Below are 15,430 nucleotides of genomic sequence, written 5' to 3'. Positions count from 1 at the left end.
CTACCCTGCCTCACGCCAGTTTTTACCAACTCCGCTGTCTGCCTTAATTGGCACGGAAAGGGCCATTACCCCTTCCATTTCCTCAATTACAATGTCCTTAGCTGCTGCAAGCTCCTCCTCAGGTACCTCAAATAATAATTCGTCATGAACCTGAAGGATCATCTTTGCCTTAAGCCCTTCTCTAACAAGCCTTCTCTGAATATTGATCATAGCAAGTTTTATCATATCAGCTGCACTCCCCTGAACCGGTGTATTTACAGCGACCCTTTCGCCGAACTGCCTTACACCATTATCGTCACTCGCCAGCTCAGGGACATAACGGCGCCTGTTTAGCAGTGTCGTCACATAACCGAGCTCTTTTGCCTTTACTATTGTATCTTCAATAAATGATTTTACCCCCCTGTACCGCAGGAAGTAATTATCAATGTACTCCCTGGCCTCCTGCTGTGTTATCCCGATATCCATAGCCAGGCCGTATGGGCTTATCCCGTAGACTATCCCGAAGTTAATGGCCTTTGCCCTCCTCCTCATCTCCGGCGTTATATCTGACGGCTGAAGTCCGAATATCTCAGCTGCAGTCCTTGTATGGATATCCTCACCCTGCCGGAATGCCTCTGTTAGAAGCTCATCCCCTGACATATGTGCAAGGATGCGAAGTTCTATCTGCGAATAGTCGGCAGATAAAAGCAGACAACCATCCTTTGCTATGAATGCCTCCCTGATGCGCTGTCCCATCTCCGTCCGCACAGGGATATTCTGGAGGTTTGGTTTACTGCTCGACAGCCTTCCTGTGGCAGCTACTATCTGGCTGAATGACGTATGAACACGTCCTGTCTCCGGGTTAATAAGACTAAGCAGTGCATCGGCATAGGTAGATTTAAGCTTTGCAAGTTGCCTGTAGGACATTATCTCTGCCGGCAGTTCATGCTGCAGGGCAAGTTCTGTAAGAACACCCTCATCTGTAGAATAACCTGTCCTGGTCTTTCTTATTGGGTTCATGCCGATCTTGTTAAACAATATATTTGAAAGCTGTTTGGGTGAGTTTATGTTGAACTCCTCACCGGCTATTGTATATATCCTCTGGCAGATCATGCCCATGTCCCGCTCCAGCTCCTTCGAAAGTGACATAAGGATGTGGGGATTAACCCTGATTCCTGCCATTTCCATATCAGATAGTACTTCAGCAAGAGGGATCTCAACATTGCGGAAGAGGTCAAGCACTTCTGTCTCTACGAGCTTTTTCTCAAGTATGTCAGTAAGCCGGAAGATGATGTCAGCCCGCTGGCAGATGAAGCGGGTTGTTTCATCACAAAACCCATTACCAAATCCCCCCTCGCCCCCCTTTACTAAAGGGGGGGAAATAGTCTCTCCAGTTGCTAAAAGAGGGGGGGTAGTCTCTCCAGTTTTTAAAGGTGATGAAATAGTCTCCCCCTTTGAAAAAGGGGGATTAAGGGGGATTTTCATTGCCCTTTGTGAACCATTGCTCTTGACCGTTTTATCAGAAGATGTCGGCGAAGATGGCAGGTTCAGGTTCAGATGCTCGAGGGCAATTCCCTCCAGGCTGTGATCTGCCCGTCCAGGATTCAGGAGATATGAGGCTATCATAGTATCAAAGTTAAAACCCCGGGGGTTTATGCCTGAACGCTTAAGCAAGATCATCTGCCTCTTTATATCATGAGAATTCTTCATGATCTCTGAATCCTCAATAAAAGCCCCCAGGTTATCCTTTATCTGCAGGAGGGTTAACGCCTCTGTAAAAAGGGTTTCATTGGCAACAGGGATACAGCACGATTCTCTTTCATTAAACGACAACCCGACACCTTTAATAACAGCTGTCATCGAATCTGTATGACTTCCATCCACATAAACAGAAAACCTTCTGACGTCTCCGGCCTTTCTGAGGATACCTGTTAATTCACTTTCCTCTGATATACAAACGTAATTCACATCCTCATCTTTTGAAGAAGATTCCGTGGTAAAGTGCTTCAGCAGGTTTGAAAATTCAAGTTCCCGGAATATCTCGATGATCTTATTGTTGTCAGGGGGTTTAATCTTAAAATCGTCATAATCAATATGCAGCGGCAACCCGGTATTAATAATTGCCAGCTCCCTGCTGAGTCTCGCCTTTTCTCCCTGTTCCTGCAAAAGACTCCGGAGCTTAGGCTTCTTCACTTCATCCAGACGCCCCAGAAGATTCTCAATGGTGCCAAATGCCGAGATCAGCTCTTTTGCTGTCTTCTCTCCGATTCCAGTGACCCCCGGGATATTGTCACTTGAGTCACCCATAAGCCCCATGATCTCAACTACACTGGATGGACCCACACCAAACCTGTCAACCACATCCTCATCTCCATAGATCTTCTCCTTCATAGGGTCATATACCCGGACATGAGGAGTAATTAGCTGAAACATGTCCTTATCACCTGAGACAATTATTACATCATAACCATCCGCTTCCCCCTTTTTTGACACGGTGCCTATGACATCATCCGCCTCATATCCTTCCAATATAAAGGCAGGGATATTAAACGCCCCGACTACCCTGTGGATATAAGGTATCTGCACTGAGAGTGCATCTGGCATCTTTGGCCTCTGGGCCTTATATTCATCAAAGAGCTCATGCCGCTTTGTAGGTCCTTTGGGATCAAAGGCTATGGCAAGCAAATGGGGCTTTTTCTCATTCAATATTTTAAGCAGCATATTAATAAAACCATACACAGCATTTGTAGGAAGGCCCTTTGAGTTAGAAAGTCCCCTGATGGCAAAGTATGCCCTGTAGATAAATGAACTGCCATCAATAAGATACATTTCTTTCATGTCTTCCTTCATGACTTCTTTCATATTTGGCCATTGTAAATCTTTTGTTTATCCTTGACAATACAGCGTCCTTGCCGATAGTATTAAACTTCAATATGAACCGGTCAAGAATCTTCACATTTGTATCCTTACTTTTCTTAATACTTTCCATTTCAATAGGTAATAAATTATCTGCTGAAGAATCGTCGGACAATGATAGGATTGCACCTCTCTCAGAAGAAGCCCCGCCGCTGCCCCCGGCTGAATCAACTGTACCATTGCCTCCTTCTGAGTCCACTCAGCCGATCCCGGCGTCTGATTTTTCTGCCCCCCTACTTACTTCAGAAGGGACTTTCCTGATACAACCCCCTTTCGTGAAAAAGGCATTGCTTGTTGGAATGGATAAGTGCTGGGAGTGTCATGAAAAGACCTCTGTTCAATGGGATCACACCATTCATGCCAAGTGGAAACCAGGCCGCTTAAAATCGGCAAAGGCTAAAGATGTTAAAACAACTGACTGCGAAACCTGTCATGGACCCGGAAGCCTTCATATATACGACCCCAAAAGCCTCAAGAACATAATAACATTTGGGCCAAAGTCTTTTTATACAAGGGAAGAACAGAATGCCGTTTGTCTCAAATGTCACGAAAAAGGCGAACTCTACTATTGGAAAGGAAATACTCATGGGAGGAATCTCCGCTGCACTGACTGTCATCATGTAATGGATAACATCTCCAGAAATGGGCTTCTGAATAATACTTCAGAAAGGGAAATATGCCTCAGGTGTCATGTTCAGAAAAAGAAAGATTTACTTCGCTCTCCTCACTTGTCTCAAGATGAAGAGAAGATGACCTGTTCCACATGTCATGCACCTCACGGATCTGACACACCAGGCATACTCAATTCACCTTCAGTTAATGAGAATTGCTTTAAATGCCACGCAGAAAAACGGGGGCCCTATCTGTTTGAACACCTTCCTGTGCAGGAGAATTGCCTTCTCTGTCATGTGCCGCATTCATCTATGAACCGCTCATTGCTGAAGATGAGACAACCATTCCTTTGCCTTGAGTGTCACTCAAACCTTCCTGTAAAGGGAAACGGCATGCCTGACGCTCATGATGTCATGAATCCAAACAGCCGCTTCACTTATAACAAGGGGTGCACTAATTGTCACCCTATGATCCACGGTTCAAGACATCCTTCAGGTGCAAGACTACAGCGATGAAAAAATTATTTCTTCTATTTATTACAACATTATTGATTTTTAATACGGCCTATGCGGAGGAAGGAATCCAGCCGCCTGTCCAGGCGGAGACTCCGTCAGATACAGAGCTGAATTCTGTTCCCAAACCTGAACTCGAGGTTCCACCTGAAGATGAAGACAAATCACAATCCACTCCGGGGGGACCGGCAGAACAACCAGAGGAGCCCCTGTTTACACCCGCTCCAGAGGAGGTATTATATAGTCCGGTCAGGGAGCCGGAGAAACCCCGCGGGGAGTTTCACGCTGAGGTAAATTTAACCTTTCAGAGTGTTGACCTGAATACTGACTCATCAAAGGCTCAGGAATACAGAAAACTGACAGACGGTTTTTATATCAGAGATTTATCCATGCAATATGAAACACAGGAGCATGAATTACAAGGCACATTAAGAAACGTCGCGCCTCTTTTTAATATTATTGATGATGGCTACGGGGGTTTGACTTACAGGAGATACGGGTTTATTGATGTTAATTTAGGCCTCAGCAAATTCCTTCACGACTATACGAATGACGCAAAATCTCTATATACCCCTGTAAATCAATATACATACAGAATACCGGAATCAGATACAGGAGCAAGACCCTTTGACGCCTCAACCCGGCGGGATAAATATGACTTTAATGTAAGACTCACACCAGGAGACCGGATAATTGTAACAACTTCGCTATCCCTTGAAGACAGGAAAGGGAGAAGGCCGATAACCCTGGAGAGCCTGACAGCGTCTGCGGCAAAACCATCGGTAATAACAGAGATCGCTGAACCGACTGATTACACCACAGCCTTAATCGCCCTTGGCCTTGAATATTCAGATGATATTATTGACATACAGCTTAATAACAACTTGCAGGTGTTTGCAAACAGACAGCCGGACCAAATCATATGGGATAATCCTAACCCCTCTCAACCAGGGGCTTACGGAAGCGCCAGAACCAGTGACGACTATACTGTTCAGACCCTCTCTTTCAAACCATCAATCAGATTATCGGACAATATAAGGCTGGTAAATTCTCTTTCCTACAGCAGCGTTACTAACTCCATAAAGCTTGCACCATTCACTACGGCAGATGTTGAAGAGAATACATTTCAGAGGAATACCATTGACCCTGATGTAAGGAGCCTTAATGTCTCATCAACACTGACAACTATGCTGTTCCCGGATATAAGGCTTAATGTTAAATACAGATACTATGCGTATGAAAACGACACACCTGAGATTAAGGAGCCGCCGGCATATATCATGCTGGATGGCATCAGCGCTAAATATTCAAGGTTTCCGAGGTATACATCCAATATCACCAGAAGTCTCGGTATTGATGGAAACTGGTTTTTATCGGACAGGCTTTCCATTGATGCAGGGATAGAAGACAAGGACATGCCCAGACGTGAACGGGAGGTGAAAGACCAGCGTGTTGATAGTGCCTTTATAACTTTTAATTCTGTTTTTTCTCAGACACTATCAGCCCTTATTGGCTACAGGTATGAGAAGGCCAGGGGAAATTTTGATACGACATATTATCTATCCACTTATGATCCCCTCAGTGAGGTAAACCAGCACCAGCTACTCCAGGCCTTTGACCTGTCTGATTCTGATACTCACTCGGCTAAGACAGGGATTAATTACCTGCCTTTGGATATCCTGAATCTGAGCGCCTCTCTCTCAGTATCAAAGGGAGAACACAATGACGTAATGATAGGAAGGAAAAGCTCTCAGTCTGAGTCTGCGTCAATGTCAGCAGAGTTAAATCCTTTTAAATCCCTTATGCTTTATGGTCATTACTTCCACGATAAGACCACTATCGAAAGCCGGTATTCATGGACATTTGATAACACTTTATCCGGTTCTGACTTTTACCCTTTTGAGTCTGATCCGCTCTATCCCGGCTTTATCACACCAGTCTCAGAGACCATAGAAGATACATCAAACAGTTATGTAATAGGATTTGACATTGAAGCATTTAAACAAATAATTGTAACCGGCAATTACGGCAGAACAAAATCCACAAACACAAGTGTCCATATGCCGGCAATCAGCAGCAGCACTGACACATATGAATTTAAAATCTCTTACAGGCTGCGCAATGCAGGTTATAGTTACGGCAATTCATCAATGAGTTTAAACGATCTGCGGTTAAGCGCCGGCTATTATACCGAGATATATAAACGCAATGATTTTGCACTGGACAACATCCCTGACCCTGTTGATGAAATTTTAGTCAGCGATCCCATGGATATATTTCTTGGCATCAGGGATCCAGATTACAGATTAAACATATTTTCACTTACACTTAGTTTTATTTTCTGATTGGCTGCTATACTTGCTTATAAGTAAATACGCCGCTAAATAACATTTTGCTCTTGACTTGTTATCGCCATTTCATTAGAATTTCAGATGGTGTAAATACGAGATGACACTTTCCTTTAATAATAACTGATGAAAGGAGGTGATATTGTATGACGAAAGCTGAATTTGTTGATGCTATACAGAAGGGTGCGAAGGGGATGACCCTTAGCAAGAGGGAGACAGAGGAACTTGCTGATTGTATGTTTGAAGTATTGTCCAAGTCCTTAAAGAAAGACAGGCGGTTTGTTTATCCTGGATTTGGAACTTTTTCAGTAAGGAACCGCAAGGCAAGAACCGGAAGAAACCCGCGTACCGGCGAGGCAATAAAGATTAAGGCAAGTAAGACCATATCCTTTAAACCAGCCCCAAAACTAAAGAATATGCTTTAATTTTAAATAACGTTAAGTGAACACAGGGGGAGGGCATTATGCCCTCCCTTTATTTTTTCCCGGGCACTTTCTGCCAGTCTTCCATGAATTTCCTCATGCCTATGTCTGTGAGAGGATGCCGGGCCAGCTGAAGTAATACTTTAAACGGCATGGTTGCAACATCTGCACCTATCATTGCGGAATCTACCACATGAACAGGATTCCTGATACTTGCAACGATTATCTCTGTCGTGTAGCCATAGTTGTCAAATATGGTCCTAATCTGACCAACCAACTCCATGCCGGCATAAGAAACATCATCAAGACGGCCTACAAAGGGACTTACATAAGACGCACCTGCCTTGGCCGCAAGCAGCGCCTGTGATGCCGAGAAAATAAGTGTGACATTGGTCTTTATACCTTCCTTAGACAGCGCTTTCACAGACTTTAAGCCTTCAGGCGTCATAGGGATCTTGACGACAATATTCTCATGTATGGGGCTGAGTTCCCGGGCCTCTTTAATCATACCTGCCGCATCCAGGGATATCACCTCAGCATTTACAGGACCGTCGACGATCGAGCAAACCTCTTTGATTAGTTCCCTGAATTCCCTGTTCTCCCTGGCAACAAGCGATGGATTAGTTGTTACCCCGTCTATAAGGCCCAGGCTTACAGCCTCTTTAATCTCAGCTATATTTGCGGTGTCAATAAAAAATTTCATATATCCTCCTTTTTATTTATGCTGAATTCAGGATGCATAATCAGAAGCCCGATTAAACATGCCGCACATTACAATAGCGCTTTATCCAGCAACTCAATCGTGTGTACCACACGCACTGACATCCCTGCCCTGTTCAGGGAATCTTCTATATGTATCTTACAGCCGGGACAACCTGTTGCAACCAAATCAGCGCTGCTGCGCCTTATGCTCTCAGCCTTTTTTGTCCCTATATCTGACGAAAGGCCATAGTGCTTCAAGCTGAATATGCCTCCGAATCCGCAGCAGGCATCAGCCTCATCCATTTCAACGAACTCGGCATCACTGATTGATCTCAATATCACCCTGGGAGACTCATATATCCCAAGTCCTTTCTTAAGATGACATGGGTCATGATATGTTACTCTAATCTTATGTCCCAATGCAACCCTCTCCTTGTCATTCTGAACAATGTGCTTAACCTGACTCAGTTTACTTACAGAATCTCCTGCCTCAAGCATCATCTGAGATCCCGCAACAGATTCAGTTTGACCGACTTGTTGATGCCCAGTAGTCGCATATCTCCTGTTCACAAACTCATGTATGTCTATAACCTTATCTGAGAAGCCTCGCACCATTTCAGAAGTGCCATTCATCAGGCGGCTGAGCAAAACGGGATATTCTTTCTTAAGTGTATGCCCGCAGGTTGCACAGGATATGATAATTGCTTCGACATCATATTTTGAAAAAAGCTCGATATTCTTTATGGCCACTTTCTCAGCAGTCTCCGTGTCACCAATAGACATCAGAGGAATTCCACAGCAGTATTGACCTTCCGGGATAATAACATCATAACCAAGTTTGTTTAAGACACTTACCGTTGCCCTGCCGATCTCCTGAGTGGAAAAGTTAATTACACAGCCAGGGAAAAATGCCACAACACCTTTCACCTCTTTACACTTAGTCTTAACATATTCAGGGTAAGAAGAAGTGAAAGCCCGATTGCCGGTGTCAGGCAGTTTTCGTTTCTTATCCTTCCTGACAAAGGGAAGTACGGCAGTGAAGGGCCATCGCTCAGGCAGTAAACCATAAATTTTAACAGGAATGGATGATAGCCTGATGACAACCGAGAGCGGCCATCTCTGACCGACAACAGCCCTTGACATGAACCTTCCTAAGATTCCAAGACCCCTGTTTTCAGCAATCTGCGCCTTGGCTGCAAATATAATCTCACCGACCTTAACCCCCCCGGGACAGTTCACTTCACAGGTAAGACACCCTATGCATGATGTAATGGTATCATCCAATGTTGCTGATGTCTCCAGCCGCCCGTCAATATTCGCCCCTATGAGGCTGAGCCTGCCGCGGGCCACCATAGACTCATCCTTAGTAACCTCATAGGTTGGACAGCCAGCCATGCAGATCCCGCACTTGATGCACTTGGAGACCTCGTTTTTTACCGATACTAAATAATTCATAAAAAAGATACTACTTTCCGTTTTTGTTTCTTCTACTCATTGCTCATTGTTTCCACTCATAGCTTCTTTAACTCTATACATCTCCCTCAGCAGCATCCCGGTATACGACCTCTCCACCTCAGCCACGTCTTCCGGAGTGCCATACGCCACAACCTCACCGCCGCCATCACCTCCCTCAGGACCCAGGTCTATGATATAGTCCGCATTTTTGATAACATCAGGATGATGTTCGATAACTACAACGCTGCTCCCTGCATCTACAAGCTTGTTGAGTACATCAAGAAGTTTCTGGATATCTGCAAAATGCAGTCCTGTAGTCGGCTCGTCAAGTATATAGAGGGTCCGTCCGGTAGCCCGCCTTGATAATTCCTTCGACAGCTTGACCCTCTGCGCCTCTCCCCCTGACAATGTCGTTGCCGCCTGTCCAAGCTTTAAATAATCAAGTCCAACATCCTTTAAGGTATCAAGCTTATGTCTGATGATTGGAATAGGTTCAAAAAAAGCAAGCGCCTGAACAATCGTCATGTCCAGTACCTCTGCTATATTTTTTCCCTTATAATTTATATCGAGCGTCTCCCTGTTATATCGCTGCCCCCTGCATTCCTCGCATGTCACATACACATCAGGAAGGAAGTGCATTTCTATTTTAATAAGCCCATCGCCCTGACACGCCTCACACCGGCCGCCTTTTACATTAAAGCTGTATCTTCCAGCCTTGTAACCCCTCATCCTTGATTCCGGAATTTGTACAAAAAGATCCCTTATGTGAGTAAATACCCCTGTATAAGTTGCCGGATTTGATCTCGGTGTCCTGCCAATGGGCGACTGATCAATATTTACAATCTTGTCATATTCCTCATAACCATCAATCTGTGTGCAACCCTCATTTAACTTGGATCTCCTGTAAAGCCTGTTTGACAGGTTCTTAAAAAGGATTTCAAAGATTAATGTACTCTTTCCTGAACCTGAAACTCCAGTAACAGCAGTTAGCAGCCCTACTGGTATAGAGACATCTATGTCTTTGAGGTTATTTTTATTTGCACCTCTTATATTAAGATATCGTACCGGCCTCCGGTGACGCCTTGGCAATGATACAGTAAGCGCACCAGCCAGGTAACGGCCGGTAAGTGATTTCCTGTCCTTTATTATCCTGGCAGGGGTTCCCGATGACACAATCTCACCACCGTGAACACCTGCACCGGGGCCCATATCAATGACATAGTCTGCCTCTCTTATGGTCTCCTCATCATGTTCAACCAGCAGGACTGTATTACCAAGATCTCTAAGCCTCTTAAGCGTTGCAAGCAGCCTCACATTATCCCTCTGGTGCAGGCCTATACTTGGCTCATCCAGGACATACAATACACCAACAAGGCTTGAACCGATCTGAGTGGCAAGCCTGATACGCTGACCTTCCCCCCCCGACAGAGTGGATGCCTCACGATCCAGGGTCAGATAATCGAGCCCGACATTGGACAGGAATAGCAGGCGCTCTCTTATCTCCTTGAGTATGCGCTCCCCGATAAATCCTTCGCGCCTGCTTAGCCTTAATGTATTAAAGAAACTGACAGCCGATTTGATTGACAGTCTTGTGATGTCAACAATAGTACTTCCGTGGATTTTTATTGACAATGCCTCTTTCTTAAGCCTTTTGCCATTACATGTCGGGCAAACATCTCCGTCTTCATCCTCATACATTATTCTGATTCCAAGTCCGTCACAGTCAGGACACGCCCCGTGCGGGCTATTGAACGAAAAGATACGGGGGGTTACCTCAGGATAACTGATACCGCAATCAATACATGCAAGCCTTTCACTGAACAGGATGTCCTCTCCGCCTGTCTGATTTATCACCACTATCCCGTCAGCAAGTCTGAGGGCAATCTCAATAGAATCAGCAAGCCGTCTCCGCAGCTTATCATCTGAAAATACTGTATTTCTGCCGCCTTCCCTGTCATCCCCGGATTGTTTCGGGATCTCCCGACTTACTGACGCATCGCCAACATTCTTTTTCAGTATAATACGGTCAATCACTATCTCTATTGTGTGCTTCCTATTCTTATCTAAGGATATCTCTCCCTCTAATTCCCTGATTTCACCATCAATCCGAGCCCTCACAAACCCCTTGCCCTTCATATCAGAAAATTCTTTTCTATACTCACCCTTTCTCCCCCTGATAATCGGGGCAAGTATCTGGAGCCTCGTCTCATGAGGCAGGTCCATAACTCTGTCAACCATCTGCTGGACTGTCTGTGCAGTGATCTCTTTTCCGCACTGATAGCAGTAAGGATGTCCGATACGCGCAAACAACAGCCTTAAATAGTCATATATCTCTGTGATTGTACCAACTGTTGAACGTGGGTTCCTGCTTGTTGTCTTTTGTTCTATCGAGATTGCCGGTGATAGACCTTCTATAGAGTCAACATCAGGTTTACTCATCTGCTCTAAAAACTGCCGGGCATATGCAGACAATGACTCGACATATCTCCTTTGCCCTTCAGCATATATCGTATCAAAGGCAAGTGATGATTTTCCGGAACCACTGAGACCTGTAATAACTACAAGTTTATCCCGTGGAATTACCACATCAATATTTTTTAAATTATGTTCTCTGGCCCCCCTGATTACTATCCCATTCTGCTTCATGAATATATTTTAACACAGGTTAAACAGGTAGTTCGACTATATATTAAAATACTTTTTCATTACATTGACTTATGCATCTTTGTAAAATAAAATAGGCGTAGCAAAATTCATAGGACATATTGGCCTCAATGGAAAAAAAACATGTAACTTTCAGATTAAGGCTAATTTATAAGCTAATTATCAGTTATGCCGCTATAGCAATTTTCACATCAGCGGCTGTACTCTATTCTCTGGCGGGCACCTATTCAATAAACACTACCGCAAGAGACCTTGCAAGGAATGACTTTGCGATAATTAACATTATTCACAAACTGAGCGAATCTATTCAGGCGCAGGAAAGAAACGCTGGGAAATATGCCATTCTTAAGCGTTTTGAGTTTAAGGATCTTTTTGAGCGGCGTGAACAGGAATTCTTAAAAAACCTTAACGAACTTCAAAAAACCGGCACTGAACTTAATCTTAATTCATTAATTGAAAGTTATCAGACTTACAGGGCTGAGGTGGAGAAAATCTGGACTGATGACGCAGAATACTCCCAGTCCCTGAAAGATGCAGCAGATGGGGTCATCACAGCTATTAATACTGTTTATGATGACCATCAGTCACTCCTGGCGGCAAAGATTGAGTTTGCAAATCTTAAACAAACGGAGACCATAAAATGGACATTGATACTTTCTTCCACAGGCATAATACTCTCGATACTTATTGCAGTAATTTTCACATATAATATTTCATCAGCAATAAATAAACTGAAAAAAGCAACTTTACGAATTGCAACAGGTGATTTTGATTATGATCCAAGTATACCACCGGGAGATGAAATCGGGGATCTTGCGGGAGATTTTACCCGCATGGCTGCCAAGTTGAAGATCTATGAACAGGTCTGTCTTGACGCAAGTCCACTTACAAGACTCCCCGGAAACATTGCAATAGAGGATGTTATTAACAGCAGGTTGAAAAATGGTTCTCCTTTTGCGGTATGCTACGCAGACCTGGACAACTTCAAGGCATATAATGACCGGTATGGTTACATCAAGGCCAGTGATGTAATCAAGATGACTGCAGAAGTTTTGTATGATTCAGTTTCGCGGCATTCAGATGTTAATAACTTTGTAGGACATATCGGCGGCGATGACTTCATAATGATTGTACCGTCAGATAAGGTTAAACCGGTATGTGAGACAGCGATAAAGGATTTCAATGAGAGGATCAGGAAATACTATTCGCCAGATGATGCAGAGAGGGGCTCTATCGAAGGAATTGACCGTTATGGTGTTCCACGCGTCTTCCCCATAATGACTATATCCATAGCAGTAATCATGTGCCAGGATGGTGAATACACATCAGCTGTTGATATAGGACGTGCTGCTGCTGATACGAAAGGTAATGTTAAAAACAGATCGGGAAGCAATTACATGATAAATTACGGAAAGAACATCGGATGAACAGAGGGGTTTTCGAATGAATAAAATCTGTTTTTTGTTATTTTATATCACTGTAATCTGGGGGGTCAATGGTTGTGCCATCATTAATCCTATCAAACAAGAATCTACGCTATACTCTGCCGCAGACAAGATAAAAAAAGGAGATGTCAATGCTGCAATTGTCCTGCTTGAAGAGACAAGCTCTAAAGATAGTGTCCCTGGCATTACCGATGAGGCTTTGTTCCGGCTGGGGCTGCTGTATCTGGACCAGAAACCAAGGGCAAAAGGTCTGACAAAGGCACGTAATGTGTTTGAACGATTAAATAAAGAATATCCTGGAAGCGAATGGAATATTCTGTCAACACCACTCCTGAAATACCTTAAAGAAATGACATCGGCCCAGCGTAAGATTGAAAAACTTGAAGAAACCAATACATCTATTTTAAAGGAAAACAAGAAGTTAAAGATTGATATTGAACGGCTTAAAACCTTTGATCTCGAAATAGAGCAAAAGCAGAGCCCCTAAAAAATTCCTCAGCAACTAATAAATCTAAGCACCCGGCGCAAGATGCCCTGCAAATCCTATAAGAGAATATTGAGGAACGGCATATAGCAATTCTGCCTGAAACGAGATATTGCCTCACAACATGAGGCACTTTGACAATGTGTATATAATATTATATACTACACATGGAGGTAATGGGAATGAAGCGTAATTTAAAAGTGCGAAAACAGTTTATTCTTGACCCTGACAAGATTAAAACCGTGAGGAAAATAGTGGAGGCAAAAACAGACACGGAGGCAATAGACATGGCGCTTGATCACATAATCGCAAACAGCAGGATCGAGGCAATGCTCAAATCAATAAAGGGAAAAGGGAAAATACGGGATGTCTATCAAAGGATTTCAGACTAAGATTATCTATGATACATCAATATACATCCCTTTCATTAATAATGGCACTCCTTACCCTGCTAATGAAGTGAACATCGGAAAACCGTTGACTTATCTCAGTGCGGTAGTAGCAGAAGAACTCTATGCCGGAGCTTTTGACAATACATCCATTAAATTACTCGATAAAATGTATGAGACATTCGAAAGTCTTGGAAGATTAATAGCCCCTTCAGCGCCTGATTGGCAAAAAGCAGGAAAGGTTGTAGCGGCACTTGCTGATAAGTATGGGTTTGAGGAAATATTCTTATCCCGAATGGTAAACGATGTCTTGATTTCCCTGTCTGCAAGACAAATCGGGGCAATTGTTGTAACACGCAATATAAAGGATTTTCTCAAGATCAGGGAGTTTGTAAATATTAATATTTACAGTAGTGATGTCTTCTGAGAATGCTTCAAAACATACATGAAGGTCTCTCTTCCCCAGCTCTATATCTGCAAGTTTCTTCAGGGTTGCATTCCTTAGTTTTGTATATTCAATTGAGGCGGTTTGTGAGTGGATTAACTCATCCCCTGTCCGGCGGAGTTCCTCGTCGCCATAATCAAGCAGATATTCATTAAAGCTCAGGATGGAATTGGGCAGGCAGAACCTCTGTATCTCTCCAGGCTTTGCGAACTCCATGAACTCCTGTCCTGTCCTGCCGGTGCGATAGCATGCTGTGCAGAAGCCTGGGGCGAAAACAGACACAGAGTCAATAGACAACAGGGCGCTTGATTACATAATAGAAAACAGCAGGTTCGATACAATGCTCAAATCAATAAAAGGAACAGGAAAAATCAAGGATCAGCCTAATTGGACAGCAAGCATAGAGACCGACCCGCCATCAACTCCATTTACCGGAAAAGAGATCCCATCATTCCCCCTGCGAAGGCCGAGGACATAGAGCAACGGCAGGTAATGATCCGGTGTCGGGACAGACAACAGTGCATCCTGTCCAAGACTCTCGTAATTGACAATCTGCGTATCATCTCTCCTGAGCAACAAGTCCTGCACCTGTTTCTCAAATCTTACAGCCCAGTCAAAAGGCTGAGTCTCATAACGCCCCCACGCGTAGGCGTGTAAATTATGAACCAGATTGCCGCTGCCTATGACCAAAACACCTTCTTCCCTCAATGGTGCAAGCCGTTTGCCCATTTCATAATGGAACTGTGGCGCTTGCCTCTCATCAATACTGAGTTGAACGACGGGGATATCCGCCTTCGGAAAGACGTGAGTCAGCACCGACCAGGTTCCGTGGTCGAGCCCCCGGCTTTCGTCAAGTCCTGCTGAAACAGGGGCAAGCAACTCTTTAACGCGCCGGGCAAGGGCTGGACTTCCGGGTGCCGGATATTCAACCTGATAGAGTTCCTGCGGGAAGCCGCCAAAATCGTGGATTGTACCCGGCATGGGATTCGCCGTCACTGCACAGTCCGGTATGTACCAGTGAGCAGACACGGCAAGCACAGCCCTGGGACGCGGGATT

At 44.3% G+C, this 15,430-nt stretch carries 13 protein-coding genes; 7 read left to right on the top strand and 6 right to left on the bottom strand.

Features of this window, described 5'->3' with window-relative positions; translation table 11 throughout:
* Together polA and IT392_09995 are read right to left on the bottom strand one after the other, a co-directional pair.
* On the bottom strand, positions 1-2,829 hold the full coding sequence (gene polA / locus IT392_10000) for a DNA polymerase I (GenBank protein ID MCC6544816.1): 2,829 nt from the start codon (positions 2,827-2,829) through the stop codon (positions 1-3).
* Complete coding sequence (locus tag IT392_09995; GenBank protein MCC6544815.1) at positions 2,795-3,094, bottom strand: hypothetical protein; 300 nt, start codon at positions 3,092-3,094, stop codon at positions 2,795-2,797. The genes polA and IT392_09995 overlap by 35 nt, the downstream gene beginning before the upstream one ends.
* Positions 3,095-3,170: 76 nt before the next feature.
* Between IT392_09995 and IT392_09990 the strand changes: the two genes are divergently transcribed.
* The 3 genes from IT392_09990 (at position 3,171) to IT392_09980 (ending at position 6,792) form a co-directional block, all read left to right on the top strand.
* Positions 3,171-4,022: a DmsE family decaheme c-type cytochrome gene (locus tag IT392_09990; protein ID MCC6544814.1), complete on the top strand. Its 852-nt coding sequence runs from the start codon at positions 3,171-3,173 to the stop codon at positions 4,020-4,022.
* Complete coding sequence (locus IT392_09985) at positions 4,019-6,364, top strand: MtrB/PioB family outer membrane beta-barrel protein (GenBank protein ID MCC6544813.1); 2,346 nt, start codon at positions 4,019-4,021, stop codon at positions 6,362-6,364. The genes IT392_09990 and IT392_09985 overlap by 4 nt, the downstream gene beginning before the upstream one ends.
* A 149-nt stretch (positions 6,365-6,513) precedes the next feature.
* A complete protein-coding gene (locus tag IT392_09980) occupies positions 6,514-6,792 on the top strand; it encodes an HU family DNA-binding protein (protein ID MCC6544812.1) in 279 nt (92 codons plus the stop codon).
* A 49-nt stretch (positions 6,793-6,841) separates the two neighbouring features.
* On the opposite strand, the gene fsa is transcribed toward IT392_09980, so the two are convergent.
* The 3 genes from fsa to uvrA all read right to left on the bottom strand — a co-directional run bounded on the left by fsa (position 6,842) and on the right by uvrA (position 11,592).
* Positions 6,842-7,492 (bottom strand): fructose-6-phosphate aldolase, encoded by a 651-nt coding sequence (gene fsa / locus IT392_09975; protein MCC6544811.1) that lies wholly within the window; start codon positions 7,490-7,492, stop codon positions 6,842-6,844.
* A 68-nt stretch (positions 7,493-7,560) separates the two neighbouring features.
* Positions 7,561-8,946: a (Fe-S)-binding protein gene (locus tag IT392_09970; protein MCC6544810.1), complete on the bottom strand. Its 1,386-nt coding sequence runs from the start codon at positions 8,944-8,946 to the stop codon at positions 7,561-7,563.
* 36 nt (positions 8,947-8,982) lie between these two features.
* On the bottom strand, positions 8,983-11,592 hold the full coding sequence (gene uvrA / locus IT392_09965; GenBank protein ID MCC6544809.1) for an excinuclease ABC subunit UvrA: 2,610 nt from the start codon (positions 11,590-11,592) through the stop codon (positions 8,983-8,985).
* A gap of 128 nt (positions 11,593-11,720) precedes the next feature.
* Between uvrA and IT392_09960 the strand changes: the two genes are divergently transcribed.
* From IT392_09960 to IT392_09945, 4 genes are all read left to right on the top strand, one after another.
* Positions 11,721-13,037: a diguanylate cyclase gene (locus tag IT392_09960; protein MCC6544808.1), complete on the top strand. Its 1,317-nt coding sequence runs from the start codon at positions 11,721-11,723 to the stop codon at positions 13,035-13,037.
* 16 nt (positions 13,038-13,053) lie between these two features.
* Positions 13,054-13,542 (top strand): hypothetical protein, encoded by a 489-nt coding sequence (locus tag IT392_09955; protein MCC6544807.1) that lies wholly within the window; start codon positions 13,054-13,056, stop codon positions 13,540-13,542.
* Between the two features lie 179 nt (positions 13,543-13,721).
* Positions 13,722-13,931 carry a hypothetical protein gene (locus IT392_09950; GenBank protein MCC6544806.1) on the top strand — a complete coding sequence of 70 codons (210 nt, stop codon included), beginning with the start codon at positions 13,722-13,724 and terminating at the stop codon, positions 13,929-13,931.
* The gene (locus IT392_09945; GenBank protein MCC6544805.1) at positions 13,906-14,355 is read left to right on the top strand and encodes a type II toxin-antitoxin system VapC family toxin; all 450 of its coding nucleotides are present in this window, start codon (positions 13,906-13,908) and stop codon (positions 14,353-14,355) included. Before IT392_09950 ends, IT392_09945 begins: the two co-directional genes overlap by 26 nt.
* Positions 14,356-14,751: 396 nt before the next feature.
* Here IT392_09945 and ygiD read toward each other — a convergent pair.
* A partial coding sequence (gene ygiD / locus IT392_09940) for a 4,5-DOPA dioxygenase extradiol (protein MCC6544804.1) occupies positions 14,752-15,430 on the bottom strand: 679 nt, incomplete at its 5' end.

Source organism: Nitrospirota bacterium (assembly GCA_020846775.1).
Lineage (GTDB): Bacteria > Nitrospirota > 9FT-COMBO-42-15 > HDB-SIOI813 > HDB-SIOI813 > RBG-16-43-11.
Note: the sequence above shows the minus strand (reverse complement) of the source record. Positions and strands in the feature narration are given on the sequence as shown.

Coding starts and splice junctions, on each gene's coding strand:
- polA (MCC6544816.1), bottom strand. CDS start 2,829: ATGAAGGAAGACATGAAAGAAATGTATCTTATTGATGGCAGTTCATTT.
- IT392_09985 (MCC6544813.1), top strand. CDS start 4,019: ATGAAAAAATTATTTCTTCTATTTATTACAACATTATTGATTTTTAAT.
- IT392_09980 (MCC6544812.1), top strand. CDS start 6,514: ATGACGAAAGCTGAATTTGTTGATGCTATACAGAAGGGTGCGAAGGGG.
- fsa (MCC6544811.1), bottom strand. CDS start 7,492: ATGAAATTTTTTATTGACACCGCAAATATAGCTGAGATTAAAGAGGCT.
- IT392_09970 (MCC6544810.1), bottom strand. CDS start 8,946: ATGAATTATTTAGTATCGGTAAAAAACGAGGTCTCCAAGTGCATCAAG.
- uvrA (MCC6544809.1), bottom strand. CDS start 11,592: ATGAAGCAGAATGGGATAGTAATCAGGGGGGCCAGAGAACATAATTTA.
- IT392_09960 (MCC6544808.1), top strand. CDS start 11,721: ATGGAAAAAAAACATGTAACTTTCAGATTAAGGCTAATTTATAAGCTA.
- IT392_09955 (MCC6544807.1), top strand. CDS start 13,054: ATGAATAAAATCTGTTTTTTGTTATTTTATATCACTGTAATCTGGGGG.
- IT392_09950 (MCC6544806.1), top strand. CDS start 13,722: ATGAAGCGTAATTTAAAAGTGCGAAAACAGTTTATTCTTGACCCTGAC.
- IT392_09945 (MCC6544805.1), top strand. CDS start 13,906: ATGTCTATCAAAGGATTTCAGACTAAGATTATCTATGATACATCAATA.